Origin of the sequence: Thalassobellus citreus, assembly GCF_044385915.1 — a bacterium.
Taxonomy (GTDB): Bacteria; Bacteroidota; Bacteroidia; order Flavobacteriales; family Flavobacteriaceae; genus Thalassobellus; species Thalassobellus citreus.
The window spans coordinates 43,604-68,916 of the sequence record NZ_JBISCC010000113.1 but is presented as its reverse complement, the minus strand read 5'-3'; the positions used below and the strand labels follow the sequence as shown (position 1 = coordinate 68,916).

Annotated in this window: 25 protein-coding genes and 1 tRNA gene; 13 read left to right on the top strand and 13 right to left on the bottom strand. The window is 32.0% G+C overall.

Translation table 11 applies throughout. From position 1 onward, the window contains the following. The first annotated feature begins 148 nt into the window (after nt 1-148). Nucleotides 149-970 (top strand): type IV toxin-antitoxin system AbiEi family antitoxin domain-containing protein, encoded by an 822-nt coding sequence (locus ACH5TX_RS03195; protein ID WP_439338099.1) that lies wholly within the window; start codon nt 149-151, stop codon nt 968-970. Beyond that, nucleotides 963-1,859, top strand: a complete 897-nt coding sequence (locus ACH5TX_RS03190) for a nucleotidyl transferase AbiEii/AbiGii toxin family protein (RefSeq protein WP_439338098.1) — start codon at nt 963-965, stop codon at nt 1,857-1,859. Before ACH5TX_RS03195 ends, ACH5TX_RS03190 begins: the two co-directional genes overlap by 8 nt. Before the next feature lie 189 nt (nt 1,860-2,048). On the opposite strand, the gene ACH5TX_RS03185 is transcribed toward ACH5TX_RS03190, so the two are convergent. Together ACH5TX_RS03185 and ACH5TX_RS03180 are read right to left on the bottom strand one after the other, a co-directional pair. Next, nucleotides 2,049-2,225 carry a BF3379 family histone-like protein gene (locus ACH5TX_RS03185; protein ID WP_439338097.1) on the bottom strand — a complete coding sequence of 59 codons (177 nt, stop codon included), beginning with the start codon at nt 2,223-2,225 and terminating at the stop codon, nt 2,049-2,051. Between the two features lie 136 nt (nt 2,226-2,361). Then, nucleotides 2,362-3,570, bottom strand: coding sequence for a tyrosine-type recombinase/integrase (locus tag ACH5TX_RS03180; protein ID WP_439338096.1), 1,209 nt, complete (start codon nt 3,568-3,570; stop codon nt 2,362-2,364). A gap of 537 nt (nt 3,571-4,107) precedes the next feature. Here ACH5TX_RS03180 and ACH5TX_RS03175 point away from each other — a divergent pair. Next, a complete protein-coding gene (locus tag ACH5TX_RS03175; protein ID WP_439338095.1) occupies nt 4,108-4,302 on the top strand; it encodes a PID-CTERM protein-sorting domain-containing protein in 195 nt (64 codons plus the stop codon). Nucleotides 4,303-4,304: 2 nt separating this feature from the next. Here the strand turns inward: ACH5TX_RS03175 and ACH5TX_RS03170 are convergent, their stop codons facing one another. After that, on the bottom strand, nt 4,305-4,895 hold the full coding sequence (locus tag ACH5TX_RS03170; protein WP_439338094.1) for a riboflavin synthase: 591 nt from the start codon (nt 4,893-4,895) through the stop codon (nt 4,305-4,307). 65 nt (nt 4,896-4,960) lie between these two features. Between ACH5TX_RS03170 and pdxA the strand changes: the two genes are divergently transcribed. The 8 genes from pdxA to ACH5TX_RS03130 all read left to right on the top strand — a co-directional run bounded on the left by pdxA (nt 4,961) and on the right by ACH5TX_RS03130 (nt 11,828). Beyond that, nucleotides 4,961-6,025: a 4-hydroxythreonine-4-phosphate dehydrogenase PdxA gene (gene pdxA, locus ACH5TX_RS03165; RefSeq protein WP_439338093.1), complete on the top strand. Its 1,065-nt coding sequence runs from the start codon at nt 4,961-4,963 to the stop codon at nt 6,023-6,025. Nucleotides 6,026-6,171: 146 nt separating this feature from the next. Continuing rightward, complete coding sequence (locus ACH5TX_RS03160; RefSeq protein ID WP_439338092.1) at nt 6,172-6,711, top strand: YceD family protein; 540 nt, start codon at nt 6,172-6,174, stop codon at nt 6,709-6,711. A gap of 9 nt (nt 6,712-6,720) precedes the next feature. Then, a complete protein-coding gene (gene rpmF, locus ACH5TX_RS03155) occupies nt 6,721-6,924 on the top strand; it encodes a 50S ribosomal protein L32 (protein WP_069829108.1) in 204 nt (67 codons plus the stop codon). Nucleotides 6,925-7,104: 180 nt separating this feature from the next. Beyond that, the gene (locus ACH5TX_RS03150; RefSeq protein WP_439338091.1) at nt 7,105-8,106 is read left to right on the top strand and encodes a beta-ketoacyl-ACP synthase III; all 1,002 of its coding nucleotides are present in this window, start codon (nt 7,105-7,107) and stop codon (nt 8,104-8,106) included. 32 nt (nt 8,107-8,138) lie between these two features. Continuing rightward, nucleotides 8,139-8,624, top strand: coding sequence for an acetyl-CoA carboxylase biotin carboxyl carrier protein (accB, locus tag ACH5TX_RS03145; RefSeq protein WP_439338090.1), 486 nt, complete (start codon nt 8,139-8,141; stop codon nt 8,622-8,624). 86 nt (nt 8,625-8,710) lie between these two features. Further along, nucleotides 8,711-10,066: an acetyl-CoA carboxylase biotin carboxylase subunit gene (gene accC, locus ACH5TX_RS03140; protein WP_439336241.1), complete on the top strand. Its 1,356-nt coding sequence runs from the start codon at nt 8,711-8,713 to the stop codon at nt 10,064-10,066. A gap of 166 nt (nt 10,067-10,232) precedes the next feature. Then, on the top strand, nt 10,233-11,351 hold the full coding sequence (locus tag ACH5TX_RS03135) for an NAD(P)/FAD-dependent oxidoreductase (protein WP_439338089.1): 1,119 nt from the start codon (nt 10,233-10,235) through the stop codon (nt 11,349-11,351). A gap of 27 nt (nt 11,352-11,378) precedes the next feature. Next, nucleotides 11,379-11,828 carry a 3-oxoacyl-ACP synthase gene (locus ACH5TX_RS03130; protein WP_439338088.1) on the top strand — a complete coding sequence of 150 codons (450 nt, stop codon included), beginning with the start codon at nt 11,379-11,381 and terminating at the stop codon, nt 11,826-11,828. 44 nt (nt 11,829-11,872) lie between these two features. On the opposite strand, the gene ACH5TX_RS03125 is transcribed toward ACH5TX_RS03130, so the two are convergent. The 6 genes from ACH5TX_RS03125 to ACH5TX_RS03100 all read right to left on the bottom strand — a co-directional run bounded on the left by ACH5TX_RS03125 (nt 11,873) and on the right by ACH5TX_RS03100 (nt 17,757). Further along, on the bottom strand, nt 11,873-13,282 hold the full coding sequence (locus ACH5TX_RS03125; RefSeq protein ID WP_439338087.1) for an RtcB family protein: 1,410 nt from the start codon (nt 13,280-13,282) through the stop codon (nt 11,873-11,875). Between the two features lie 239 nt (nt 13,283-13,521). Continuing rightward, complete coding sequence (locus ACH5TX_RS03120; RefSeq protein WP_439338086.1) at nt 13,522-14,622, bottom strand: slipin family protein; 1,101 nt, start codon at nt 14,620-14,622, stop codon at nt 13,522-13,524. 704 nt (nt 14,623-15,326) lie between these two features. Continuing rightward, nucleotides 15,327-15,409 (bottom strand) — tRNA-Tyr (locus ACH5TX_RS03115). A 156-nt stretch (nt 15,410-15,565) separates the two neighbouring features. Then, complete coding sequence (locus tag ACH5TX_RS03110) at nt 15,566-16,099, bottom strand: tetratricopeptide repeat protein (protein WP_439338085.1); 534 nt, start codon at nt 16,097-16,099, stop codon at nt 15,566-15,568. Between the two features lie 4 nt (nt 16,100-16,103). Further along, a complete protein-coding gene (gene prfH, locus ACH5TX_RS03105; protein ID WP_439338084.1) occupies nt 16,104-16,799 on the bottom strand; it encodes a peptide chain release factor H in 696 nt (231 codons plus the stop codon). A gap of 379 nt (nt 16,800-17,178) precedes the next feature. Then, nucleotides 17,179-17,757, bottom strand: coding sequence for a hypothetical protein (locus ACH5TX_RS03100; RefSeq protein ID WP_439338083.1), 579 nt, complete (start codon nt 17,755-17,757; stop codon nt 17,179-17,181). A 93-nt stretch (nt 17,758-17,850) separates the two neighbouring features. Between ACH5TX_RS03100 and ACH5TX_RS03095 the strand changes: the two genes are divergently transcribed. Beyond that, nucleotides 17,851-19,572 carry a WYL domain-containing protein gene (locus tag ACH5TX_RS03095; RefSeq protein ID WP_439338082.1) on the top strand — a complete coding sequence of 574 codons (1,722 nt, stop codon included), beginning with the start codon at nt 17,851-17,853 and terminating at the stop codon, nt 19,570-19,572. On the opposite strand, the gene ACH5TX_RS03090 is transcribed toward ACH5TX_RS03095, so the two are convergent. Both ACH5TX_RS03090 and ACH5TX_RS03085 read right to left on the bottom strand, forming a co-directional pair. Beyond that, a complete protein-coding gene (locus ACH5TX_RS03090; RefSeq protein WP_439338081.1) occupies nt 19,567-20,478 on the bottom strand; it encodes an ABC transporter ATP-binding protein in 912 nt (303 codons plus the stop codon). The genes ACH5TX_RS03095 and ACH5TX_RS03090 overlap by 6 nt on opposite strands. Before the next feature lie 39 nt (nt 20,479-20,517). Continuing rightward, nucleotides 20,518-22,569 carry a prolyl oligopeptidase family serine peptidase gene (locus ACH5TX_RS03085; protein WP_439338080.1) on the bottom strand — a complete coding sequence of 684 codons (2,052 nt, stop codon included), beginning with the start codon at nt 22,567-22,569 and terminating at the stop codon, nt 20,518-20,520. 139 nt (nt 22,570-22,708) lie between these two features. On the opposite strand from ACH5TX_RS03085, the gene ACH5TX_RS03080 reads away from it, so the two are divergent. Then, nucleotides 22,709-23,665 (top strand): M28 family metallopeptidase, encoded by a 957-nt coding sequence (locus tag ACH5TX_RS03080; RefSeq protein WP_439338079.1) that lies wholly within the window; start codon nt 22,709-22,711, stop codon nt 23,663-23,665. 65 nt (nt 23,666-23,730) lie between these two features. On the opposite strand, the gene ACH5TX_RS03075 is transcribed toward ACH5TX_RS03080, so the two are convergent. Beyond that, complete coding sequence (locus ACH5TX_RS03075) at nt 23,731-24,720, bottom strand: aspartate-semialdehyde dehydrogenase (protein WP_439338078.1); 990 nt, start codon at nt 24,718-24,720, stop codon at nt 23,731-23,733. A 132-nt stretch (nt 24,721-24,852) separates the two neighbouring features. Beyond that, nucleotides 24,853-25,254 (bottom strand): large conductance mechanosensitive channel protein MscL, encoded by a 402-nt coding sequence (gene mscL, locus ACH5TX_RS03070; RefSeq protein WP_439338077.1) that lies wholly within the window; start codon nt 25,252-25,254, stop codon nt 24,853-24,855. Nucleotides 25,255-25,313 lie beyond the last annotated feature (59 nt).

The following is a 25,313-nucleotide window of genomic DNA, read 5'->3' as shown; positions in this document are numbered from 1 at the left end:
ATTAATAATGTACACTTTTTTCTGTAACAAAAACCTCTTTTCATTAAATGGTTTTTACTATCAGTATTCTGTTGTAAAATAAATAATGTCATATTCGAATATGGTTTAAATTTAATATAAAAACTAAACTTTTAATTTATAAATAGCTATGATTATAAACAATTTTTTATATTTGGTTTATAATTTTGCGCAAAACTACACTTTGAGTTTAGAAAAATCACATAAAATAAACCGTCTTTTACGAGGTTGGCCGCAAAATGCTGTTTACCTTACTTCATGGTTGGTAGAAAATGGGTATTCACATCAGTTATTGAGCCGATATAAAAAGAGCAATTGGATAACCCCTTTAAATAATGGAGCTTTTGTAAAAAGCGGTGACACTACTACCATCGAAGGAGCTATATTTGCTTTGCAATCACAAGGTAAACTCGGTGTGCATCCAGGTGGTAAATCAGCTTTAAATCTTTTAGGAAAGGCTCATTATCTAGAATTTTCAAGACAGCAGTTTACACTTTTTGGAAATGAAAATGAGCGCATCCCTTCTTGGTTGAAAAACTATAATTGGGGTATGGAGATAAATTATTATTCTACGTCATTTTTGCCAGCTGATTTAGGTTTGACCGATGTAGAAGTTAATGGATTTTATATAAAAGTATCAGGTGCAGCACGAGCAATCATGGAGTGCTTGTATTTAGCTCCTAAAAAGCAAGATTTAAAAGAATGCTATGAGCTTATGCAAGGGTTGAATAATTTACGTCCTAATCAAGTGCAACAATTGCTAGAAGCCTGTACATCTGTAAAAGTAAAACGATTGTTTTTATATTTGGCTAATAAGTGTCGCCATCCGTGGCTAGAATTTGTAAACGTTGAGCATATTGACATGGGAAAAGGGAAACGACAAATCGTTGTTGATGGTGTCTATGATTCAGAGTACAAAATAACGGTTCCTAAAAATTTAGTCGATGAATAATTATAAGAATCAAGTTCGTTTACTTTTAAGTGTAATTCCTGAAGTAGCAAAAGAAAAGTGTTTTGCTCTTCATGGAGGAACCGCTATAAATTTATTTGTAAGAGATATGTCTAGGTTGTCAGTTGATATAGACTTAACATATATACCTATAGAAGATAGAACAACATCTTTTACTAATATCAATAATACCTTAGGAGAAATAAAGAAACGCCTGAATGTAATTTTTCCTAATTTATTGGTCGAACATCAAAAGGATAAGCTAAAATTACAAATAAGTAATAAACAAGCTTTAATTAAAATTGAAGTAAATCAAGGTGTCAGAGGTTTGATAGGTGATTCTAGTACCTTGGTTTTATGCGATAAAGCGCAAGAAGAGTTTGACGTCTTTTGTTCAATTCAAGGAGTCTCGTTTGGACAGTTGTATGGTGGGAAAATAGTTGCTGCGTTTGATAGACAACATCCAAGAGATTTATTTGATGTAAAGGATTTGTTAGAAAATGAAGGATTTACACAAGAAATCAAAGAAGGTTTTATCTTTACATTACTGAGCAGTAAAAGGCCTATTAAAGAAGTGTTATTTCCTAATTTTATAAATCAAGAACAAGCTTTTGCAAACCAATTTATGGGTATGACCGAAAACCCTTTTTCGTATACAGATTTTGAGCAAACACGAGAAAAACTAGTCAAAGTGGTACAAGAAGGTTTAACAGAAACTGACAAAAATTTTATTATCAGTTTTGAAAACACGTCTCCAGATTGGAGTATTTATGATTTTGAAAAGTTTCCAGCGATACAATGGAAGTTACAAAACCTGTTAGCCCTTAAGAAAAATAACCCAAAAAAGCATAATTTCAATATGAAGGAACTAGAAAGTTTACTTATCTATTAATCTAATATGTCTGTTTGAGTCCTTAGAAATATTGGTTATCTGGCAAGATTAAAATTAATCAAAATTAATTCGAATTAAAGAAATTTAGTATTGTTGTATTATTAAGGTATTTGATGCTGGTTTTATATTCAAAGTTGCCTATAAAAAAAGCCCTCTAGAAAGTCAGGAGGGCAGTTTGTTTGCGGCTATTTATTTTTTAGCTTCTTCTATAGAGACTTTTCTAAATTCTTTTAGTAATTTTTCTAGTCCTAAAGTTGATTTACGTGCTCTTGGCCCAGCAGCTTTTACTCCATTTTCAATTAATGATGCTGATTCTTTTTTGAATGTTTCAATTTCTGCGTTGATTTTTTCAATTAATTCTTTCATAAATTTTTTTTAAATTAGTGAGCAAAAATAGTTTGTTTGGTATAAAATCTAAACAGATTAGTGTTAAAATAGGACTTTTTTTTTGACTACTGAAATCTATCAATTGCCATTAGGAACAGCTGTATTTAATTTACCTTCAAACCAAAATTTCAATCGCCTCATCTAAAACAGAATTATCAAATTCCTTGAGATAAGTTTGTGTGATACTAAGATTTTGATGCCCCATGGACTCACTAATAATATCGGTAGCGACTCCTTTTTGTTTTAAACAGTTTGCAAAACTATGTCTGGCTACATAACTTGTTAGGGGTTTATCAATTCCGCATATTTCTGCAATCTCTTTTAATTCTTTGTTATAGCGTTGAAGAGTTTTATGTTTTCTGTTTTCCAATTGTGGAGGGGTCAAGTTATTTTTCAAAAGAATAGGGAAAACATATTTAGTATCAATGGCAAACTCTTTATAATAATTTAAAATCTCTCGGACAGGGGGTAGAATTTTAATTTTAAAATTCCCCTTAGTTTTAGATCTTGTATAATATATCTTATCATTGTCAATTGCCTTCCATTCAAGTTTCATCATATCGGCAAAATTCATGCCTCTGGTGTAAAAACTAAATATAAAATAGTTTCTAGTATTGACATACCATGGATATTTTACTAAATCAAAATCTCTAATCTTAAGGACTTCTTCCATTCTTAAAGCCTTTTTAAGGTTTTTGCCTTTTAGTTTTGATACCTTATAAATTTTAAAGGGATAGTCCTGTTCTTTAGCTATTTTTCTTTCAATAGCAAAGTTATATAGTGCTCTTATGGTTCTCATTCGCACACCTATGCCTCCATCGCTTCCGCCTCTTGACCTTAAGAAAGCTTCATATTTATTTAAAAAGGAAGGGGTGATGTCTTTAAAGTTAAGTCTAGTGCTTTTATGAAATAAATTTAAAGAAGCGAACACTTCTTTATTAACGCGTGCATTGCCGGTTCTTCCTGCATAAATCATTTCACCAATAATCTCATCCCAAAAATAAAAAACATTTTGCTGTACTGGATTGGACACAATTCTAAAACGATTTTCAAAATCTCTTAAAGTGAAATCACCTTTTTCCATTTCTAAGTCCGAAAGAATTTTTAAAGCCCTATCCTTGAATTTAAGAAGTAACCTGTTATTTTGGGTACTATTTGAATTTTTATTGGTAAAGCTTCCCGTTGTTTGATTCCACTCCATTGGGAAAGCTCTAAATATCGTTTGAAAATATTTCGATTTCCTATCTTTCGATACTCTTAAAGAGATGGGATAACTACCATCAGCAAGTTTTGTTTTTCTTAATACGGTTTTTACGGTTGACATAGGCTTAGAATAAATCAGTACAACATCTGTACAACAAATTGCCCTTTAAAGGTAAATCATATGCAAATAAAAACAAAGCAAAAATTTATAAATAACTGATAATGAGAATATAAGAAACTAAATGTAGCTAAATGAAAACTGAAATAATACGTCTCATAATCAGGTGGTCCTTGGTTCGAGCCCAAGTGGGACCACTTTTACAGATTGTAAAGCCTTTCAATTTTTGAAAGGCTTTTTTTGTATGGGATTTGTAATTTGATTACATAATAGTCATTTTTATATAATAACTTGAAGCTCAATTATAAAGTTTAATTTATTTTTTACTTAATTTTATATATATTTGCTATACGAAGTAAAAATTGAGGGATTAATTGTTATTTCTATTATGCTTATATGATATTACATATGTTTTTTCATAAAAGCAGATTACAAAGATTGCTTTTTATCGATAATTTCAAACGTTTCATAGGTTTTTTTTGACGGTAAATCCATCAAATTATTTTTTTGACACGCTTTTTTTTATACATTTGCCTCCAAATGACAATACAAAATAAAAGAATTTTTGCCTCAATCTTATTTGTATTAATAAGTTTTGTGTGTGCCTCTCAAGAATTACCTCCTCCTGGAACACCACCACCACCAGGTTTCCCTATTGATGGAGGTGTACTAGTTGGTGCTGCGTTCGCTTTATTTTATGGCGTTAGAAAATTATTCCAAAAAACAGATAGTTAAGATTATTGATTTAATTCTAAAAGCTTAGCTACATATTTCCCTAATACATCAAATTCTAAATTAACTACAGTCCCTTTTTTAAAGGTATGAAAGTTTGTATGTTCATACGTATAAGGTATAATAGCTACACTAAAACTATCTTTTTTTGAGTTAACAACCGTTAAACTTGTTCCATTTATGGTTATTGAGCCTTTTTCAATAGTTATATTATTTAAACTAGAATCGTAACTAAAGGTAAATACCCAGCTACCATTTGCTTCTTCAACATTTGTACAAATAGCAGTTTGATCTACATGACCTTGTACAATATGTCCATCAAGTCTATCACCAAGCATCATAGCGCGCTCTAAGTTTACTTTGTCATTAATTTCTATGGTTCCTAGGCTTGTTTTGTCTAATGTTTCTTTAATGGCTGTAACGGTGTATGTGTCATCAACTATTTTTACAACCGTTAAACAAACACCATTATGTGCTACGCTCTGATCAACTTTTAATTCGCTTGTTATAGGGCTTTTAATGGTGATATGAAGATTATCTAGTTCTTTTTTTAGGTCTGAAATAACACCAATATTTTCAATAATTCCAGTAAACATATTATTATCTGTTTATTTAGTTAAATTTGTACCATCAAAATTACGAACAAAACTTATCATTTTTAATGAATAAAGCAGAAAATATAATAGTAGGAATATCAATTGGAGACTTAAATGGTATTGGAGGAGAAATTGTTTTAAAAACGTTTCAAGATGAAAGAATTTTAGATTTCTGTACACCAGTAATTTTTGCGTCTATTAAATCTATGAGTTTTTTAAAAACTCATTTTAAGTCGGCAATTAATTTTCATAGCATACATGTTATTAATCAAATTGCTTCTGGAAAAGTGAATGTTTTTAACGCTTGGAAAGAACCTGTAAATATTAATTTTGGAAAAGAAGATCCTAAAATCGGTGAATTTGCTATAAAATCTTTGGCATCAGCTACACAAGCTTTAAAAAATGGCGATGTAGATGTTTTAGTTACAGCACCTATTAATAAACATAACATTCAATCGGAAGCTTTCAATTTTCCTGGACATACAGATTATTTAGCACAAGAGTTAGAAGGCGAAAGTTTAATGTTTATGGTTACCGATACTTTAAGAGTAGGTTTACTAACAGATCATGTACCTGTAAAAGATATATCTAATCATATTACTTCAGAATTAATTGAAAAGAAAATAAATACGGTTTATAATTCACTTTTAAAAGATTTCAAAATAGGAAGACCCAAAATAGCTGTTTTAGGAATCAATCCACATACAGGAGACAATGGTGTTATTGGAACAGAAGATGATGATGTGTTAAGACCTACGCTTAAAAAAATAAAGGATTCAGGGAAACTGGTTTATGGACCTTATGCAGCAGATAGTTTTTTTGGTTCTAATAATTATAAGAATTTTGATGCCATTATTGCATCATATCACGACCAAGGACTCATTCCTTTTAAAACATTGTCATTCGGACAAGGTGTAAATTATACAGCCGGTTTAAATAAAGTTAGAACATCACCAGACCATGGAACGGCTTACGAGATAGCAGGAAAGGGTGAAGCCGATGAAAATTCATTTAAGGAAGCGCTCTATACAGCTATTCAAATTTTTAAAAACAGATCTGATTATGAAGAAATTACATCAAATCCGTTAAAAAAAGCACCAAGAATCGACCGTAAACAGAGGCATCGTTAATGGTTTAATTTTTTAATATGTAGAAGATATTTTACATAATAAAATTAAAATTATTGACAGATTAAAGATATAAACAAAAAAATGTTTATAAGTAATGCCGCGTAAATAAAAATTTATATATTTGCAGGCTCAAAATAGATGTGAGAATGAAGCCATTAAAAGAGTTTACAATTCCATTTGTAGGGTTAAAGGTAGGGAAACATCAGTTTGAGTATGAAATTAAAGAAACGTTCTTTGAATATTTTGAGTATGAAGATTTTAACAATGTAGATGTTAAAGTAAATCTTGTCTTAGAAAAAAAGGCAACTTTACTAGAATTACATTTTGAAATTTCAGGATTTGTTAATATTAATTGCGATTTAACTAACGAACCTTATAATCAAACCATTGAAAATGAATTTGATTTAGTCGTTAATTTTGGTGATGAATATAATGATGAAAATATTGATATTCTTATTATCCCTCATGGGACTTATGAAATTAATATTCAGCAATACGTTTATGAATTAATAGTACTAGCTGTACCTATTAAGCGTGTTCATCCTGGAATTGAAGATGGGACATTAAATTCAGAAATACTTGAAAAATTAGAACAATTAAGCCCTGGGCTTAAAGAAGATAAACAAAAAGAAGAGGATATAGATCCTCGTTGGAATACATTAAAGAAACTATTAACGGATAAATAACTATAAAAAATGGCACATCCTAAAAGAAAAATCTCGAAAACAAGAAGAGATAAAAGAAGAACACATTATAAAGCAACTGCGCCACAGATTGCTACTTGCCCAACAACAGGTGAGGCTCACTTATATCACAGAGCACACTGGCATGAAGGAAAATTATACTACAGAGGTCAAGTATTAATTGACAACTCTGAAGCAGTAGAAAACGTAGCATAAATAGTATGCACGCATATTATAAAAACGCTCATTTATGAGCGTTTTTTTTATGATATGACTTTTCTAAAGACAAAAACAGATAATTTGTGTGCTATTAAAGTAAAATTTAGTAGTTTTCACAAAATTTTGAACGTTTTTGTCCAATATTAATAATTTTTTGGTCGAATTAACTATAAAGTTATGAGTAAAATCTCAGCGGCAATTACAGCTGTAGGCGCATATGTGCCAGAATACGTATTAACCAACCAAATCCTTGAGACAATGGTTGATACAAATGATGAATGGATTACCTCTAGAACAGGAATTAAAGAACGTCGAATTCTTAAAGACGACGGAAAAGGAACTTCTTTCCTAGCTATTAAAGCAGCAGAAGATCTTATTAATAAAAAAGGTCTTGATCCTAAAGATATAGAACTTGTTATTGTTGCTACGGCAACTCCAGATATGAAAGCCGCTTCAACAGCAGCTTACACAGCTTCAGAAATTGGTGCTACTAATGCGTTTTCTTTTGATATGGATGCGGCATGTTCAAGCTTTTTATTCGGAATGTCTGTAGCTGCAAGTTATATAGAGTCTGGTCGGTATAAAAATGTATTATTAATTGGTGCCGATAAAATGTCATCAATTATTAATTATAAAGATAGAGCAACTTGTATTATCTTTGGTGATGGTGCAGGTGCTGTTTTATTTGAAGCAAATGATGAAGGTTTAGGGTTGCAAGATGAATACCTAAGAAGTGACGGAACAGGTAGAGATTTTTTACAAGCTACTTATGGAGGCTCTTCTCATAAATTAACTGCAGAAATTTTAGAACAAGGCGGTCAATATGCTTTTCAAGAAGGTAGAACCGTATTTAAAAATGCTGTGTTTAATATGGCCGATGCTGCAGTTAAAATTTTAGAGCGTAATAATTTAACAAAAGAAACAGTAGATTGGCTTGCAGCACATCAAGCAAATAAACGTATTATTGATGCGACTGCGCAACGTATAGAGTTAGAAGATGAAAAAGTAATGATGAATATAGAAAAGTATGGAAATACTACGTCTGCTACTTTGCCATTATTAATAAACGATTACGAATCGCAACTTAAAAAAGGAGATAATGTCATATTCGCAGCCTTTGGAGGCGGATTTAATTGGGGGTCTATTTATTTAAAATGGGCATATAATTCTAAAAACTAACCACAAACCAAAGTAATTTAATTAGCAAAATTATGGATATTAAAGAAATTCAAAACTTAATTAAATTTGTTGCCAAGTCTGGTGCAAGTGAAGTTAAATTAGAGATGGATGATATCAAAATCACCATAAAAACAGGGTCAGAGCCTGATACAACTATTATACATCAAGCTCCTGCTGCTCAAATGCCACAATTAGCACAAGTTCCTGTGCAACCTGTAGCAACAGAAGCTGCACCTGTAGCAACAGCCACAGAGGCAGCAGCAACAGAAGATTCTAAATATATTACTATAAAATCGCCAATCATTGGTACTTTCTACAGAAAGCCAGCTCCAGATAAACCTTTATTTGTTGAGGTAGGTCAAACTATTGCCGAAGGTGATGTGCTTTGTGTTATTGAAGCTATGAAGCTTTTCAATGAAATTGAATCTGAAGTTTCAGGAAAAATAGTGAAAGTATTAGTTGATGATTCTTCTCCTGTAGAATTCGATCAACCATTATTTTTAGTAGATCCATCATAACCTATTAAAAATTCCAATATACAAATCCCTAAATCCAATGTTTGGAATTTGGCGATTGGAATTTGTAATTTTTAATTCAAGAAGTTATGTTTAAAAAAATATTAATAGCCAATAGAGGGGAAATAGCACTTCGTGTTATTAGAACCTGTAAAGAAATGGGCATTAAATCAGTAGCTGTATATTCTACAGCAGATGCAGATAGCTTACACGTAAAATTTGCCGATGAAGCTGTTTGTATAGGACCTGCTGCTAGTAGCGAGTCTTATTTAAAAATGTCTAATATTATTGCTGCTGCCGAAATTACGAATGCAGATGCCATTCATCCAGGATACGGATTTTTATCAGAAAACGCTAAGTTTTCAAAAATTTGTGAAGAACACGGAATAAAATTCATTGGTGCTTCTCCAGAGATGATAGATCGTATGGGCGATAAAGCAAACGCCAAAGAAACTATGAAAGCTGCTGGTGTACCATGTGTACCGGGTAGTGATGGAGTTATAAAAGACTTTGCCGAATGCGAAAAATTAGCAGTAGAAACAGGATACCCTGTTATGCTTAAAGCTTCTGCCGGTGGTGGAGGAAAAGGTATGCGAGGTGTTTTTAAACCAGAAGATTTAAAAGACGCTTGGGATTCTGCAAGACAAGAAAGTAAAGCAGCCTTTGGAAATGATGATATGTATATGGAAAAGCTTATTGAAGAGCCTAGACATATCGAAATTCAAATTGTAGGAGATTCTACAGGAAAAGCCTGTCATTTATCAGAAAGAGATTGTTCTGTTCAACGTCGTCATCAAAAGTTAACAGAAGAAGTACCTTCTCCTTTTATGACAGATGAGCTTAGAGAAAAAATGGGTAATGCTGCTGTAAAAGCATCAGAGTATATAAAGTACGAAGGCGCAGGAACCGTAGAGTTTTTGGTAGATAAGCATCGTAATTTCTACTTCATGGAAATGAATACTCGTATTCAAGTAGAGCATCCTATAACAGAACAAGTAATAGATTTCGATTTAATTCGCGAGCAAATTCTAGTCGCTGCAGGTGTGCCAATTTCAGGAAAAAATTATTTCCCAAAATTACATTCTATTGAGTGTCGTATAAATGCAGAAGATCCTTTTAATGATTTTAGACCATCACCAGGACGCATTACAACATTGCACGCTCCAGGAGGTCATGGTGTACGATTAGATACGCATGTGTATGCTGGGTATTCTATTCCGCCAAATTATGACTCTATGATTGCTAAGTTAATTACAACAGCGCAAACAAGAGAAGAGGCTATCAATAAAATGAAACGTGCCTTAGACGAGTTTGTAATAGAGGGTATAAAAACAACAATACCGTTCCACAGACAACTTATGGAACATCCAGATTATTTAGCTGGTAATTATACCACTAAATTCATGGAAGACTTTGTAATAGAAAAAGAAATCATTGAAGAATAAATAATTAAAACTCCGAAAGCAATTTCGGAGTTTTTTTATGGGTGTTCCTTTTGCCGAAAAAGGCAAAAGTCAGGCTTTCACAAGTCGCTCTCTGCGAGGAGCTCCAACAATTGCTCAATCCTTAACACGAGCTACTTCATCTAAAATAAAACTGTAAATTAGCTAGATGAATCTTTCTTATTGGGAAATAAAAAGTTGGCTAACAAATGTAGATTATACTATAGTTGGCAGTGGTATTGTAGGCCTTAATTGTGCATTACAACTTAAAACGCGTTTTCCCAAAGCTAAAATCATCATATTAGAAAAAGGAACATTGCCGCAAGGCGCAAGTACAAAGAATGCGGGATTTGCATGTTTTGGAAGTCTAAGCGAAATATTAGACGATTTAAAATCACATTCCGAAGAAGAAGTCATTCAGCTCGTAGAAAAACGCGTAAATGGTTTAAAACTATTAAGAGAAACTTTAGGAGATGAAGCCATTAATTATCAAAATAATGGCGGTTATGAATTGTTTAATAATTTAGATACTACCCTTTTTGATACCTGTTTATCTCAAATAGAAAGCATAAACAAGTTGCTAAATCCTATTTTTAAGGACGCCGTTTTTAGTTTAAAAGCCAACAGGTTTCAGTTTAAAAATATAAAAGATCAGTATATTTTTAATCAGTTTGAAGGACAATTAGATACAGGAAAAATGATGGAAGCATTGCTTCTAAAAGTGCAAACAAAAGGCATTAAAATTTTAAATAATATTGAAGTTGAACATTTTTCAGAAGCTGCTAATTCTGTAAAGATAAAAACCAATCAGTTTGAGTTTTCAACCTCAAAGTTATGTATTGCAACCAACGGATTTGCATCGCAGCTTTTACTAGAAAATGTAAAACCAGCACGATCACAGGTTCTTATAACTAAACCTATTAAAAATTTACATGTAAAAGGCACATTTCACTTAGATAAAGGCTATTATTACTTTAGAAATATTGACGATAGAATCCTTTTAGGTGGCGGCAGAAACTTAGATTTTAAAGGAGAGGAAACAACTGAGTTAAATCAAACAGCATTAATTCAAAATAAGTTAGAAACACTTTTAAAAACAACTATATTGCCAGAAACTCCTTTTGAAATAGATTATCGATGGAGTGGCATCATGGGTGTTGGAAATCAAAAAAAAGCCATTGTAAAACAGGTGTCTAATCATGTGTTTTGTGGTGTACGACTTGGTGGTATGGGAGTTGCAATAGGGAGTTTAATAGGGAAAGAATTAGCAGAACTAATTCCTGCGTAGATAGCAATCTATTTTAGTAGATAAAGTATGAGTATAAAAGAAGAACTATACAATCAGTGTTTAGAATTTATCGATAACCGATTTCAAATCATTCAAAACACGATAAACAATATTCAAAAATCACTCACATCAGAAACAAAAAGTAGCGCAGGCGATAAGCATGAAACTGGGCGCGCCATGTTGCAATTAGAACGCGAAAAAGCAGGTAATCAACTTGCCGAAATTCAGAAAACAAAAGAAATGCTTTCTAAAGTAGATATTTCTAAAACTTCTAAATGCATTGGTTTGGGAAGTGTGGTTTATACAACACAAGCAAATTATTTTATTGCTATAAGTACTGGCGAATTGAAAGTAAATAATGAGGTGTTCTACGCAATTTCATCTAATACACCCATTGGAAAATTGTTGATGGGTAAAGTGGTTGAAGACATTATTGCTTTTAGAGAGAATGAGTTTAAAGTAAAGGAAGTATTATAAAGTAAAAAAGTAGACCAACTAAAGTCAATCCACTTTCTCCCTTTCTAAGATCTGTTTTTATTTCTTGCTCGTTTCTTATCTCTTCGAATCTTCCAAGGTGCATTTTTCTGAAAATCTCCAGCCATAATACAGCCATAAGGCATAACCTCATCAATAACCTTACCTAAACCGTATTCGTCCATTTGTGCTCTTACGGCTTTTGCATTTTTGTAGGCGCTTGGTAACTCGGTAATATCAATTTCTTTTGAGAAAAACCGAACATCTAAACCTCTGGTTTCTTCCTTAAAAATCTGCATAATAGTTCCTGTTTTGCTTTTTCTATGTTGCGTTCTACTAATATTTCTACCCGCACCATGAGGAGCAAAACCTAAATTGGTTTTAGTAGTTGTGCCTTCAACAATTAAAACAGGTTCGCTCATGTTTAACGGAATTAATCTAGGGCCTGTAATATCTGGCATAAACTTGGCGTCTAAAGGTGTTGCTCCTTTGGCATGGTAAAACAAATCGTTATCTTTAAAAACGAAGTTGTGTTCGTTCCAGTATCGGTTTTCAATAGCAATTTCTAAGGTTTCGGCTACCGAATTATGAATGACTTCATGATTAGCTTTTGTCCAATTTCTTATAGTTTGCAATGCATCCCAGTAGGCTTGACCTTCATCAGTTTTAAAAGGAATCCACGCATTTTCTTTTTTAGTATCTGGCGATAAATCGCGTCTAAAACGTTCTGCTACTTTCATGCCTTTTGTGTACAATTTAGCACCAGGACCTCTAGATCCGTGATGGGTAACCATCATTGTGTTCCCTGTTTTTTTAGAGGTTCCGACAAACAGGAAATGATTGCCATCGCCTTGTGTTCCGAAATGAGATCTTGCTATTTGTAGCATGTTACCATCGTTTAAAAAGTAGTTCGCTTCAAATGCTTCTAATAATTCTTTAGGAAATCTAAATTGCGAATCTCTATCGCGTCCTCCTGGACCAAAATGTGTATTGGCATGTGCAGCATCTAAAATGTCTTTTGGGTCTGTTTTGCCAAAATCGGTTAACATGACTGAGCAACAAATATCTGCACTATGCATACCTGGATGAATGGCGTTTTTTGCAACTGCCACACCGCCAACAGGAATGGTTCCGTCTGGTCCTGCTGGACAAGCATCTGGCATGATAGCTCCAGCAACTAATGTTGGCGTTTTCATTAAGGTTTCCATGGAGTTTATTACTTTAGAGACATTGTCCTTCTCCTCATCATTTTCTGCTTTAATATTTATAGAAAACTCTAATGGTTTTTCATGCAAACCAATAGGATCTGGCAATTTAAATTGCTCTAAATATGTTTCCATAGTGTCTCCTTCTAATTTGTTTTCGTTAATATAATTTATGGCTTCTTTCATCCATTTTCCTTGTTTAAAGCCTAATGCTTTTAATGTATATCCTGTTACTTTTGTTTCTGTTGACATTGTTCTTGTTTTTTAATTACACTACAAATATTATAGTATATTGCGCAATAGTTTTGCGTAGTTGTTTTTTCTTTTAAAATAATATATTTATGTGATTCTAAAACACGTTTAGAATGACGCAAATAGAAAGCAAGTATGCCTGCGTAAGCGATTGATGCGGCATCCTTTTGCTTTTTTTGCAAAAGATATAGCGGAAAGCGCGACCCAAACCTTTTTCTGGTTTGGGGTACGCCATAGCCTTACTTATTTACAGAGAATATATCTTTTAATTGTTCGATGACGTTGCCGTTTCCTGCAACTGTAATCTCGCCAATTTTATCGGCTATTTTCTCAACATATTCCATTTCTTTTAATTTGAACAACATGGTGTTGTCTTCCATTAATTTCGCGGTATTTAACAAGCTTCTAGTGGAGGCTGTTTCTTCACGTCTTGTTACTACATTGGCTTGCGCTTTTTTGTATGCAATTAAAACCTGGTTCATGATATCTTTCATATCGCCTGGCAAAATGACATCTCTAATGCCTGCATGTAACACATCGACACCTAATTTATTGGCTTGTGTTTTTACATCTTTTAAAACGGCTTCGGCAATTGTTTCCTTTTGCTCTAACAATTCATCTAAAGAGTAAGCTCCAATAAATGCGCGTAATGCCAATTGTAATGTAATGTACAATTGCTTTTCGTATTCTTTGTTACGCATTAAAGCAGTTTCGATTGCTGTGACTTTATATTGTGCATAAAAGTTAATACGAACGGTTGCTTTGTCTTTAGTTAATAATTCTTGACCAGCGATTTCTAATTGCAACTGACGCATATCTGCTTTTGCGATTTTAATGGTTTGCTCGTTTCTCCAGAAATGGTATGTGCCATGTTCAAGGGTTTTAACAAACACATCGTCAATAATTAAAACTGCTTTTTCGTAAGCTGCAACTTCAAATGCACGAATGTATGGGCGTAATTGTGCATTGCTAAACAAGGTTTTGTTTATATCTTCCGAGATTTTGATTTTACTCAAATCTGCAGTTACAAATTTATAATCGATCAAGTTATTCCAAAAGGTATAACGACCTGCGGTTAATACACGTTTGAAATTTTTGTTTTCGTAAACTAAAACAATCTCATTATCCTTTACTTCTATAACCGTTAACATGTCTGCCAAAGCTTGATCTTTAAGTAAGATTTCTAATGCTTTTGGTGCGTTGAAAGTTTGAGTTAAATCGTATTTTATAACTTGCTCTCTAAAGTTTATCCAGTGCTTTCCTTCTGTAATTACGCGTGCATAATTACCGTTTTTAAACACTAAACCTACAATACCTGCATGAATTCTTACTCTTTTCATGATTTCTAATTTTTTGTTCTTTTGTTTTTACTTCTTACTTCAGAACTGTTAAACATTTATAATAGAATCCTCTTTTTGAGAATGGCTATTTGTTATTAAAACAAAGCAAAAGAAAACCATCTTTCTAACGACGGACATACAACTGATTTTAAGTGTTTTTAAGTCTTGTTTTGTAGATGATTAATCAATTTTAAAACTGCTTATTTGCAGAATCACTTACTGAATAATGAATCTTTAAAAAGAAAACCTAAAACAACTTTTAATACCTGTGTATGTCAAGGTGTTTTCTGGACTGCTTAAGCAATAAATTGCCTTTGCTAGTTTTAGTTCACTTTGTTTTTGCCATTTAAAGTGTGACGCACTTGGTGGTCTATTTTAAAAGTTAACCTTCTTTGATTAAAGATGGATTTTAAGTCCATTTCAATTGCTGTAACCTAAATACAGTGCGTTTACCGTTTCGCCACAAGATCCTTTGATCTTGGTAGGACTCGAACCTACAAATTGAATCTATTGTTCTAACCAAACTGAACTATTCTGCATTTGCAGAAGTGGGATTCGAACCCACGACCGATAGATGATGACTATTTTTTTGGTTAAATAATCTTAAAACCTTCAAGTCAAGTTGGATATAAAATCCTTATGCCAATTGGCAAGGATGTATACAATAGTGCTATACTGAAACACTTAACAAGACTTGCTTGATGTGGAAGCAGTAGGACTCGAACCTACATGCTTAATAAAGACCTGATTTACAGTCAGGCGAGCCAACCAATTGCTCAATGCTTCCGTTTAATAATTTAAAGAACTTTTATTAAGCTCCACCAGCTTCCTGTGTCTGGCGGAGCACTACCTTTTAAAGTCTGATTCCAAAAGACTTCTTATTAATTACTCTACAAATATTTAACTCTATTGCGCAATGTTTTTGCGTAGTAATAATTATTTTTTATTTTTCTTTTTTTTTCTTCGTTTTACATTTGGCTTTTTTAGTCTTTTTAGATTTTATTTTGTTTTTAATTCTAGACATTTCACAATCAATAAAGTTTGTAAAATCATCATTACAGCTAAATAGTTTAGCTTGTTTTATTGCTTTAATAGCTTTTTTATAATCTTGACGATTTTCAAATAATTGCCCTTGTTTTAACCAAACTTCACCTTTGTTTAAACCTTTTACGGTAAAAGCAAAGTCTATTAATTTTTGAGCTTCTATATAGTCTTCATTCCATATTAATACCAAAATGTATTTAGGATATACTTTTTGAAAATCCATTTTATTAGCTAGTGATTCGGCATAAAATTGTTTTGCCGTTTCGTAATCGCCAAATTGTTCAGCTTGTATACGACCCATTAAATACAATGCGTAAGCGTTATTAGCTTCGTAAGACAAGGCGTAGTTTAAATTTTCTACGGTTTCTTCTAATTCATACGGATAGGCGTCTATAGCTTTAAGTACATAATTATTTGACAAATTTGTATCCATTGGTTTAATAATTTAATTCGTTTTGCAAATCATTTTTCAATGCTTTGCGTTGTTTTTTATACGTTTTTACAATGGTGCTTTTTTTAAAATTTGAACCTTTAAAAATTTGTATAGGGTTGCCGCGTTCTATGTTTAAGTGGTTTGCCCATTGGTTTTTAATGTTCGATTTTAGTAGTTTCAATTGCATTTCGCTTACTTTTTCTTGTAAACGTATTTTAGCTATTTTTTTGTTTTGATGTTGCGAGCGACTATCCATAACCAAAACTTGTGTTTTTGTTGGTAGATGAATAGCTCTAATAGCAGAACTCACTTTGTTTACATGTTGGCCACCAGGTCCAGAACTTCGTGTGGCTTGATATGCAATGTCTTTTTCATGAATTTGAAATTGTTGTTTTTGTTCAATTTCATTTAAAGCTACAAACCAGTTTTTTCGCTTGTGTTGTGGTCTAAAGGTTGAAATGCCTATCCACTGTATTGTTCCAATCCATTGACTTAAAAATTGATCCAGAGTTTTTGCTTGTAATTGAATAGTAACAGATTGTAATGTCATGTTTTCAATGCCTTTTTCTCTTTGCAATATTTTATAAGCAATACCATGGTGTTTTGTAGCTTCTAAAAAATGTTTTAGAACTTGAGCAACAACCCAACAACATTCTGCTGGCCCTCGACCAGAGGTTATTTGTATTATTTTAGTTTTCATTTTTAATGTTATTTTGAAGCACATTTAGGTACACGTTATTCGCGTGCTAAATGTAATTCAGCTTGAAATTTTTACTATTTCGGGAATGTTTTAACCAGAATGGTTAACGGTAGAAAACAAAAAATCCGAAACAGTTTTAAATTGCTTCGGATTTTTCATTTATAAATTTGAAAAGTTTATCTAACGATAATCACGAAGCATCACAAAAGGCGGTATTCCTTTTGGATCATTTAGATATGTTATAAATAAACTCATAGTTTCTAATTTTTAATTCAACATCTGTTTTGGTTGAAATGCGTTGCAAAGATTTAACTTTATTTTTGACTTTTCAAAATTTATTTTTTCTTTTTCTGAAAAATTGCACCCATAATACGAAGTATTATATTTTTTTGAAAAAAGCAAGAAATTTGTTTTTAAATGCTTGATTTTTCATTTTTTGGATAATTTTATAGGGTTTTAAGTCTTTAATTAATGCCTTATTTGTTTCTTCAAAGTTTATGCAATTTTGAGTTAATTCAATGACTTGTTTTGTGTAAAATTTCGCTTCATTTAGTAATTTATTTTTATTGAACATACTTCCTTCAAATGACTCGAAATACTCATAAATACCATAAAATTTCCATAAAATATTATAATCAGTATCGTAGTCGAAGTTGTAAATTAATTTTGATAAAATTTCATATACTTCATTTGCTCTTTTAGAATCTATTATTTCTAAACAACTCTTTTCAATTTCATATAAAATGATAAAATCTTCATCATAGTTTTCTATTGCTAACTTATTTAAGTTTTTAGACCAACATGTAGTTTTGTAGTTAATTGAAATGACATCAAAATAAAACGAATTTGAATTTAATTGATTCATAAATTCCTCTGAATTATACAGCCAGTTTTCAAATTCTGAAACAGCTATTTTTTCAGTCAAGACATCAAATATTTTTAATTTTAAAGCTTCCATTGTTTTAATATTTGATACAAAGTATTAGTTTGTATACGCAATGTTTTTGCGTAGTAAATATTTTCTTCTAATTTAGAAGAAATATTTCAGAAAATGGCAGTCAATAAAAACGCATTAATTAGATACAAAACGATAGATAAATGTCTTCAAAATAATTTTAGACAATGGACTTTAAATGACTTAATTGAAGCAGTATCTGATGCACTTTATGAATATGAAGGGAAGAATATAGATGTTAGTAAACGCACCGTACAATTAGATTTACAAATGATGCGAAGTGATAAATTAGGTTATAATGCGCCCATTGTTGTTTATGATAGAAAATATTATAAATATGAAGATGAAAGTTACAGCATTACCAACAGTCCAATTTCTAATCAGGATTTAAGTAAATTATCGGAAGCTGTATCATTTTTAAAACAGTTTCAAGGCTTTTCTCATTTTGAAGAATTAGGGAGTATGGTTCAAAAACTTGAAGACCATGTTTATACTCAAAAAACACAAGAAAAATCACTTATAGATTTTGAAAAAAATGAGAACTTAAAAGGGTTGAGGTTTTTAGATAGGCTTTATCAATTTATACTTAAAAAACAAGCTATTGAAATTACATATCAATCTTTTAAAGCGCGGCAAGAAAGTTCTTTTGTCTTTTATCCTTATTTACTAAAAGAGTTTAGAAATAGATGGTTTATAGTAGGAAGGCGTCGAAAAAATGAAGGCATTATGAATTTGGCTTTAGACCGAATTATTTCAATTAAAAAAAGTTCGAAAGCATTTGTAACCGATTTAAATTTTAATTCAGAAGACTTTTATAAGCACGCTATAGGTGTTTCAGTAAGTCCGAATTTGGAACCTGAAACGGTTTTACTTTATGTAAACCACAAACAAGCACCTTATATATTAACAAAGCCTTTTCATCATTCACAAAAAGAGGTAAGTCGTGATAATTATGGTGTGACAATTTCTTTAAATGTTCAGCTTAATTTTGAATTAGAAAAAGAAATTTTAGGGCTAGGTGAAGGTGTTAAAGTAATTGCACCAGAGCGTTTGAAACGAAATATAAAAGAGCGTTTATATGATGCTGTTGACGCTTATGAAACAGAAATTAACGACAAAAATTTACGAACCATTGCAAAACGATTAGAGTATAAAGGTTTTGGGATTTTAAACCATGTATACACGAAGCGTGATATTAGGAAGCTAAAAGCTAGATTAGATAATTATATTAAAAACAATAACGAGCAGGCTTTTGGTATGCGAGAAGTATTGAATAAAATGCCTGAACTTAAGGATATTTTGTTTAACAAAAATTTTAAAAAGCTCATAAAATCTATTGATAGAGATGTTTTTTTAACAAAAGCTATTTATTTTGATAAATCTCCAAAAGATAATTGGTATGTGACTTGGCATCAAGATGTGCCAATAAATGTTTCTGAAAAAATAGAAACGGAAGGTTTTAGTTCGTGGACAAATAAAAAAGGTGTGATAAGTGTGTGTCCACCTGAAGAAATTTCAAAAAACACGTTTTCTATGCGCATTCATTTGGATGATACGACTGTGAAAAATGGTGCTTTAAAAGTAATTCCTGGTTCGCATAACAAACGCTTAATTGATGAAGAAATTAAGCTTATAACCACGAATTCTATTCCTTTTGTAAGTGAGGTGGCTTCTGGTGGTGTTCAGTTAATAAAACCATTATTGCTACATGCTTCATCAAAGGCAGAAGTGCAAAGGAGAAGACGCGTATTGCATTTAGAATTTTCTTCCATTCCATTACCAAATGGGTTGGAGTATGCTGAGCGAGAAATTTTATAAATCTATTTTCAGATTAACAATTTGATTGTTTTTTAATTTTTCATCATGCTCAAAAAACACAATATCATGACCTATTTCAGCTTCAATTAAATAATAATTTCCTTTAAAATAAGATTGTTTAACTACAGCTTTTAAGTTCGATTTTTCAACTATTCTTATTTGATGTGCGTACACAATACGGTTGTTAATCTCATTAAATTCTCCAAAAAAGGAAGCGATTAATTTGTCTTTTGGATTGTTGTATAAATTTTCAGGAGTGCCTTTTGCCATAATTTTAGCCTCGTGTAAAACAATCATGTTATCTGAAAAAGATAAGACATCATCTTTATCGTGTGTAGCAACAATACATGTAATGTTTTCTTCTTTTAAAAATTTAAACAAGCTTCTGCGTAACGATTGTTTTTTAAAATTATCAATATGACTAAAAGGTTCGTCTAGTAAAAGGATTTCTGGCTGTTTAGCAATGGCTCTCGCAATGGCAACACGTTGTTTTTGTCCGCCACTTAAATATTTAACTTTAGTATTGGCAACATCATTAAGTTCAACTACTTTAAGAAGTTCTTTGATGCGTGCTTGTTTTTCTTCAGGGTAAAAGTTAGAAAGAAAGGCGCCAATATTTTCCGCAACCGTAATAAATGGCATCAAATCGAATTCTTGCGCTACATACTTCATGTATTCTGGACCAATAATTAAATTATGTTTTGGACCTAAAACTTCATGGTTTTTCCAGTAAATGTTGCCTTCATTTAAATCGTAAGTACCATAGAGAAGTTTTAAAAGCGTGCTTTTTCCGGAGCCGCTTTCTCCTATAATAGAAAAATGTTCTCCTGTTTTAACAGAAAAATTAATGTTACTTAAAACAGGTTGGTTTTTATAACTAAAGGATAGATTTTTTACTTGTAACATACGGAAATTCTAAAAGCAAAAATAGCACAAAAGAAATTACTATTCATTTGGTAATTCTTGAAAACCCATATTGTAAAGTGTAAACCCAAAAATATCGGCATATTGGTCTATAATTTTACTAACCGGAGTTCCTGCTCCGTGACCAGCATCGGTTTCAATACGTATTAAAGTAGGGTTTTTACCTATTTGTTTACTTTGTAATTGGGCAGCAAATTTAAAACTATGGGCTGGTACAACTCTATCGTCATGATCGCCTGTAGTAATTAGTGTTGCTGGATATTCAACACCTTCTTTTACATTATGAACAGGCGAATATCCTTTTATATATTCAAACATGGCTTCACTCTGTTCTGCTGTTCCGTAATCGTAAGCCCAACCTGCACCAGCTGTAAAGGTGTGATAGCGTAGCATATCTAAAACACCAACTGCAGGCAATGCTACTTTTGCTAATTCTGGGCGTTGTGTCATTACAGCACCTACTAATAAACCTCCGTTAGATCCACCTCGTAATGCTAAATATTTAGAAGATGTATAATTGTTAGCTATTAAGTATTCCGCTGCAGCGATAAAATCATCAAAAACATTTTGTTTTTTTAGTTGAATACCTGCTTCATGCCATGCCTTGCCATACTCGCCACCACCTCGTAAGTTGGGAATAGCCAAAACGCCTCCTTGCTCCATCCAAATAGTATTGGTAATGCTAAAAGCGGGTGTTAAGCTAATGTTGAATCCGCCATAACCATATAGAATGGTTGGGTTTTCTCCGTTTAATTTTATTCCTTTTTTGTGAGTTATAATCATCGGGATTTTTGTGCCATCTTTAGACTTGTAAAAAACTTGATGACTTTCATAAAGATCGCTATTAAAATCTATTTCAGGCTTCCAATGTAAAGTGGTTTCTTCTGTTTTAGGGTTTAAGGCATAAATACTTGATGGTGTATTGTAATTTGTAAAGCTATAGTATAATGTTTTAGTGTCTTTTTTACCTGAAAAACCAGAAACTGTTCCTAACCCTGGTAATTCAATATCTCTTATTAAGTTACCATTGTAATCATATTGTTTTATTTTAGAAATGGCATCAACCATGTAATTTGCAAAGAAGAACCCACTGCCTTTTGTTGCGTTTAAAACATGTTCTGCTTCAGGAATAAGATCTATCCAGTTTTCAGGTGTAGGGTTTGATGCATCAACCGAAATAATTTTCTTGTTAGGTGCATTAAGGTTCGTAACAATATATAATTTACTGCCTTTATTATCTATAATATAACTGTCGCTATCAGTATGATTTAATACAGTAATGAGTTTACTATTAGGAACCGATAAATCTTTAATATATAATTTGTTACCCGATGTTGATGTTCTCGGAGTTAAAACTAAATACTTGTTGTCTTCGGTAACAGTTGCATAGATATAGCGATGTTTTTCTTTTGGTATGCCTCCAAAAATTAGGGTGTCTTCTTTTTGAGTTGTTCCTAGTTTGTGGTAGTATATTTTATGCTGATCTGTTTTTGCAGATAATTCACTCCCCTCAGGTTTATCATAGCTTGAATAATAAAAGCCTTCGTTTTTGTACCAAGATATAGCGCTAAATTTTACGTTGATTAAAGCGTCTTCAATCTTTTCTTTGGTATCTGTATTTATAATGATAATTTTTCTCCAATCGCTTCCGCCTTCAGAAATGGAGTAAGCTAATATCTTGCCATCTTCAGAAAAGCTTAAAGTATCTAAAGAAATAGTGCCATCTTTTGAAAACGTATTGGGGTCTAAAAACATGGTTTCTTTGTCATCTTCTTTTTTTCTATAAATGATATCTTGATTTTGTAAGCCGTCATTTTTTGAAAAATAAGTATAATCACCTTCTGTAAAAGGGGCTCCAATTTTTTCGTAGTTCCATAAACTAGTTAAGCGTTTTTTTAGTTTATTTCTGTATGGAATATTTTCTAAATAGTTATACGTAGTTGCGTTTTGAGCTTTTACCCATGCTTCTGTTTCAATACTTCTATCATCTTCTAACCACCTAAAAGGATCTTTTACTTTTTGATTAAAGTAGGTGTCGATTGTGTTTACAGTTTTTGTTTTGGGGTAATTCAAAAGGGAAAATGTTTAAGATGTAGTTTTAAAACAAGTATTTTCAAAAATACATAAAACTATTGTTATTTTATCTTTAATATTTCTATAAAGAATAGAGTCTTGAAATGTATATATTTGGGTTTTTAAATTCACCTAAGTAATGAAACACCTTTTTTTGTTTTTAATATTTAATGTTTTTTGTGTTAAAATGATTGCGCAAGCAGAAATAACAGAAAATGAAATAAAGAGTCATATTCAATTTTTAACATCTGATGAGAATGGAGGAAGACCATCTGGTGGAAAACAAAATAAAAGAATTGCTAATTATATAAAAAAGGAGTTTAAAAAAACAGAAATAAAGGCTTTAAAAAAAGGCTATAAACAGTTTTTTAAAGCAGCATTGCGTGTTGAAAAAGGTGTTGAGAAAAAGCCTGTTGTAAAAACATGTAATGTTATTGGTTTTATTGAAGGGAATGATCCTGATTTAAAAAATGAATATATTGTTTTAGGAGCTCATTATGATCATTTAGGATTGGGCGGACCTTCTGCAAAATCTGATAAACGAGGTGTTGTTTATCATGGTGCAGATGATAATGCTAGTGGAACTTCTGCTTTATTAGAAATTGCTGAGAAATTAGCATCTCAAAAAGAACAATTAAAACGTAGTGTTTTGTTTATTGCTTTTGGAGCTGAAGAACAAGGATTGTTAGGAAGCAAGTATTTTGTTGAGCACCCAATAATTCCACTTTCTCAAATTAAACTTATGATAAATATGGATATGGTTGGAAGATTAAATGCAGAGAAACAAGTTTATATGGGAGGCGCTGGTACATTTCCTGATGGTGTAGATTTTATGAACTATTTAGGCAAATCTTTAGATTTAAATCCAGTGGTACATGCTGGTTCTGTTGGAGGTTCAGATCATGTATCTTTTTATAAAAAAGGAATTTCAGTTTTAGGAATGCATACGGGTGGACATCCTCAATATCACACTCCAGAAGATACTTTAGATTTAATAAATTTAGAAGGTGAAAAGTGGGTGTGCGAGTATATCTTTCAGACTATCTTAAAAAAAGCATCATCAAAGGATACTATATATTTTATCAAACAGGATTAAAAAAAAGCTCCTGTAAAAAATACAGAAGCTTTAGCGTTTAGTTTAGTTGATAAAGTATTAATGTTTTATACTAAGTTGTTTTCAATTAAATATTCAGCAATTTGAATGGTGTTAGTTGCTGCGCCTTTACGTAAATTATCGGCAACAATCCACATGTTTAATGTATTTGGTTGAGTTTCATCTCTACGCAAACGTCCTACAAAAACTTCATCTTTATCATGTGCAAAAATTGGCATTGGATACGTGTTTGTAGCTGTATTATCTTGTAAAATAACACCTGGAGTATCGCTAATAATTTGCTTAACTTCAGCTAAGTCAAAATCATTTTCAAATTGAACATTTACAGATTCTGAATGTCCACCAGCTGTAGGAATACGAACAGCTGTAGCAGTTACAGAAAATGTTTTATCGTTAAATATTTTTTGTGGCTCTCTAGCCAATTTCATTTCTTCTTTAGTGTATCCGTTTTCTAAAAACACATCACAATGTGGTAATGCATTTCTACCAATTGGATAAGGGTATGCCATTTCTCCTTCTATACCTGCAATTTCGTTTTCTAATTGTTTTACAGCTTTAACACCTGTACCAGAAACCGATTGGTAAGTAGAAACGACAATACGTTTCATTTGGTATTTTTTATGAAGTTCAGATAAAGCTAAAACCATTTGTATAGTTGAACAGTTTGGGTTTGCTATAATTTTATCGTCTTTAGTTAATTCGTGTGCATTAATTTCTGGAACAACTAATTTTTTAGTAGGATCCATTCTCCAAGCAGAAGAATTATCAACCACTGTAGTACCAGCTTCAGCAAATTTAGGAGCCCATTCTAAAGAGGTGTCTCCACCTGCAGAAAATATAGCAATTTGTGGTTTTGCAGCAACAGCATCAGCTAAACCAATTACGGTATATTCTTCGTTTTTATATGTTAATTTTTTTCCAACAGAGCGTTCAGATGCTACCAATAACAATTCAGTTACTGGAAAATTACGTTCTGCAAGAACTTTTAGCATTACTTCACCCACCATTCCAGTGGCGCCAACTACAGCTACTTTCATATCAAGAATAATTTAAATTTTTGGCAAAATTAGGCATTAATTACATTTTTAAACGAACAAAAAGCCCTCTATTTTCTGAAACAGAGGGCTTTTTAACAACAAATAACACAGTGTTATTTATTTAACAACTTGTTACTTTTTAAGTAAATCTCTTATTTCTGCAAGTAAATCTTCTTGTGATGGTCCTGCAGGAGCAGCTGGTACTGGTTCTTCTTTTTTCTTCATATTATTAACACCTTTTACAATTAAGAACATAACAAAGGCAACAATAATAAAGTCGATAACATTCGTTAAGAAAGCTCCCCAAAGTACAGAAACTTCTCCTTCTAATACACCTTCGGCATTAGCCACACCTTCTTTAACTACATATTTTAAATCTTTGAAATCTGCATTGAATATTAATCCAATTAATGGAGAAACAATACCTCCTGTAAAAGCAGTTACAACTTCTTTAAAAGCTGCACCCATTACAAAACCTACTGCAATATCTACAAGGTTGCCCTTCATTGCAAATTCTTTAAATTCTTTAAGCATAATTATAAATTATTGGTTAGTGAGGCACTAAAATAGTTAAAAAAGATAAAACAATTAAC

Excerpts from the sequence above, each read along its gene's own strand:
- ACH5TX_RS03195 (WP_439338099.1), top strand. The coding sequence starts at position 149 with ATGATTATAAACAATTTTTTATATTTGGTTTATAATTTTGCGCAAAAC.
- ACH5TX_RS03190 (WP_439338098.1), top strand. The coding sequence starts at position 963 with ATGAATAATTATAAGAATCAAGTTCGTTTACTTTTAAGTGTAATTCCT.
- ACH5TX_RS03185 (WP_439338097.1), bottom strand. The coding sequence starts at position 2,225 with ATGAAAGAATTAATTGAAAAAATCAACGCAGAAATTGAAACATTCAAA.
- ACH5TX_RS03180 (WP_439338096.1), bottom strand. The coding sequence starts at position 3,570 with ATGTCAACCGTAAAAACCGTATTAAGAAAAACAAAACTTGCTGATGGT.
- ACH5TX_RS03175 (WP_439338095.1), top strand. The coding sequence starts at position 4,108 with ATGACAATACAAAATAAAAGAATTTTTGCCTCAATCTTATTTGTATTA.
- ACH5TX_RS03170 (WP_439338094.1), bottom strand. The coding sequence starts at position 4,895 with ATGTTTACTGGAATTATTGAAAATATTGGTGTTATTTCAGACCTAAAA.
- pdxA (WP_439338093.1), top strand. The coding sequence starts at position 4,961 with ATGAATAAAGCAGAAAATATAATAGTAGGAATATCAATTGGAGACTTA.
- ACH5TX_RS03160 (WP_439338092.1), top strand. The coding sequence starts at position 6,172 with ATGAAGCCATTAAAAGAGTTTACAATTCCATTTGTAGGGTTAAAGGTA.
- rpmF (WP_069829108.1), top strand. The coding sequence starts at position 6,721 with ATGGCACATCCTAAAAGAAAAATCTCGAAAACAAGAAGAGATAAAAGA.
- ACH5TX_RS03150 (WP_439338091.1), top strand. The coding sequence starts at position 7,105 with ATGAGTAAAATCTCAGCGGCAATTACAGCTGTAGGCGCATATGTGCCA.
- accB (WP_439338090.1), top strand. The coding sequence starts at position 8,139 with ATGGATATTAAAGAAATTCAAAACTTAATTAAATTTGTTGCCAAGTCT.
- accC (WP_439336241.1), top strand. The coding sequence starts at position 8,711 with ATGTTTAAAAAAATATTAATAGCCAATAGAGGGGAAATAGCACTTCGT.
- ACH5TX_RS03135 (WP_439338089.1), top strand. The coding sequence starts at position 10,233 with ATGAATCTTTCTTATTGGGAAATAAAAAGTTGGCTAACAAATGTAGAT.
- ACH5TX_RS03130 (WP_439338088.1), top strand. The coding sequence starts at position 11,379 with ATGAGTATAAAAGAAGAACTATACAATCAGTGTTTAGAATTTATCGAT.
- ACH5TX_RS03125 (WP_439338087.1), bottom strand. The coding sequence starts at position 13,282 with ATGTCAACAGAAACAAAAGTAACAGGATATACATTAAAAGCATTAGGC.
- ACH5TX_RS03120 (WP_439338086.1), bottom strand. The coding sequence starts at position 14,622 with ATGAAAAGAGTAAGAATTCATGCAGGTATTGTAGGTTTAGTGTTTAAA.
- ACH5TX_RS03110 (WP_439338085.1), bottom strand. The coding sequence starts at position 16,099 with ATGGATACAAATTTGTCAAATAATTATGTACTTAAAGCTATAGACGCC.
- prfH (WP_439338084.1), bottom strand. The coding sequence starts at position 16,799 with ATGAAAACTAAAATAATACAAATAACCTCTGGTCGAGGGCCAGCAGAA.
- ACH5TX_RS03100 (WP_439338083.1), bottom strand. The coding sequence starts at position 17,757 with ATGGAAGCTTTAAAATTAAAAATATTTGATGTCTTGACTGAAAAAATA.
- ACH5TX_RS03095 (WP_439338082.1), top strand. The coding sequence starts at position 17,851 with ATGGCAGTCAATAAAAACGCATTAATTAGATACAAAACGATAGATAAA.
- ACH5TX_RS03090 (WP_439338081.1), bottom strand. The coding sequence starts at position 20,478 with ATGTTACAAGTAAAAAATCTATCCTTTAGTTATAAAAACCAACCTGTT.
- ACH5TX_RS03080 (WP_439338079.1), top strand. The coding sequence starts at position 22,709 with ATGAAACACCTTTTTTTGTTTTTAATATTTAATGTTTTTTGTGTTAAA.
- ACH5TX_RS03075 (WP_439338078.1), bottom strand. The coding sequence starts at position 24,720 with ATGAAAGTAGCTGTAGTTGGCGCCACTGGAATGGTGGGTGAAGTAATG.
- mscL (WP_439338077.1), bottom strand. The coding sequence starts at position 25,254 with ATGCTTAAAGAATTTAAAGAATTTGCAATGAAGGGCAACCTTGTAGAT.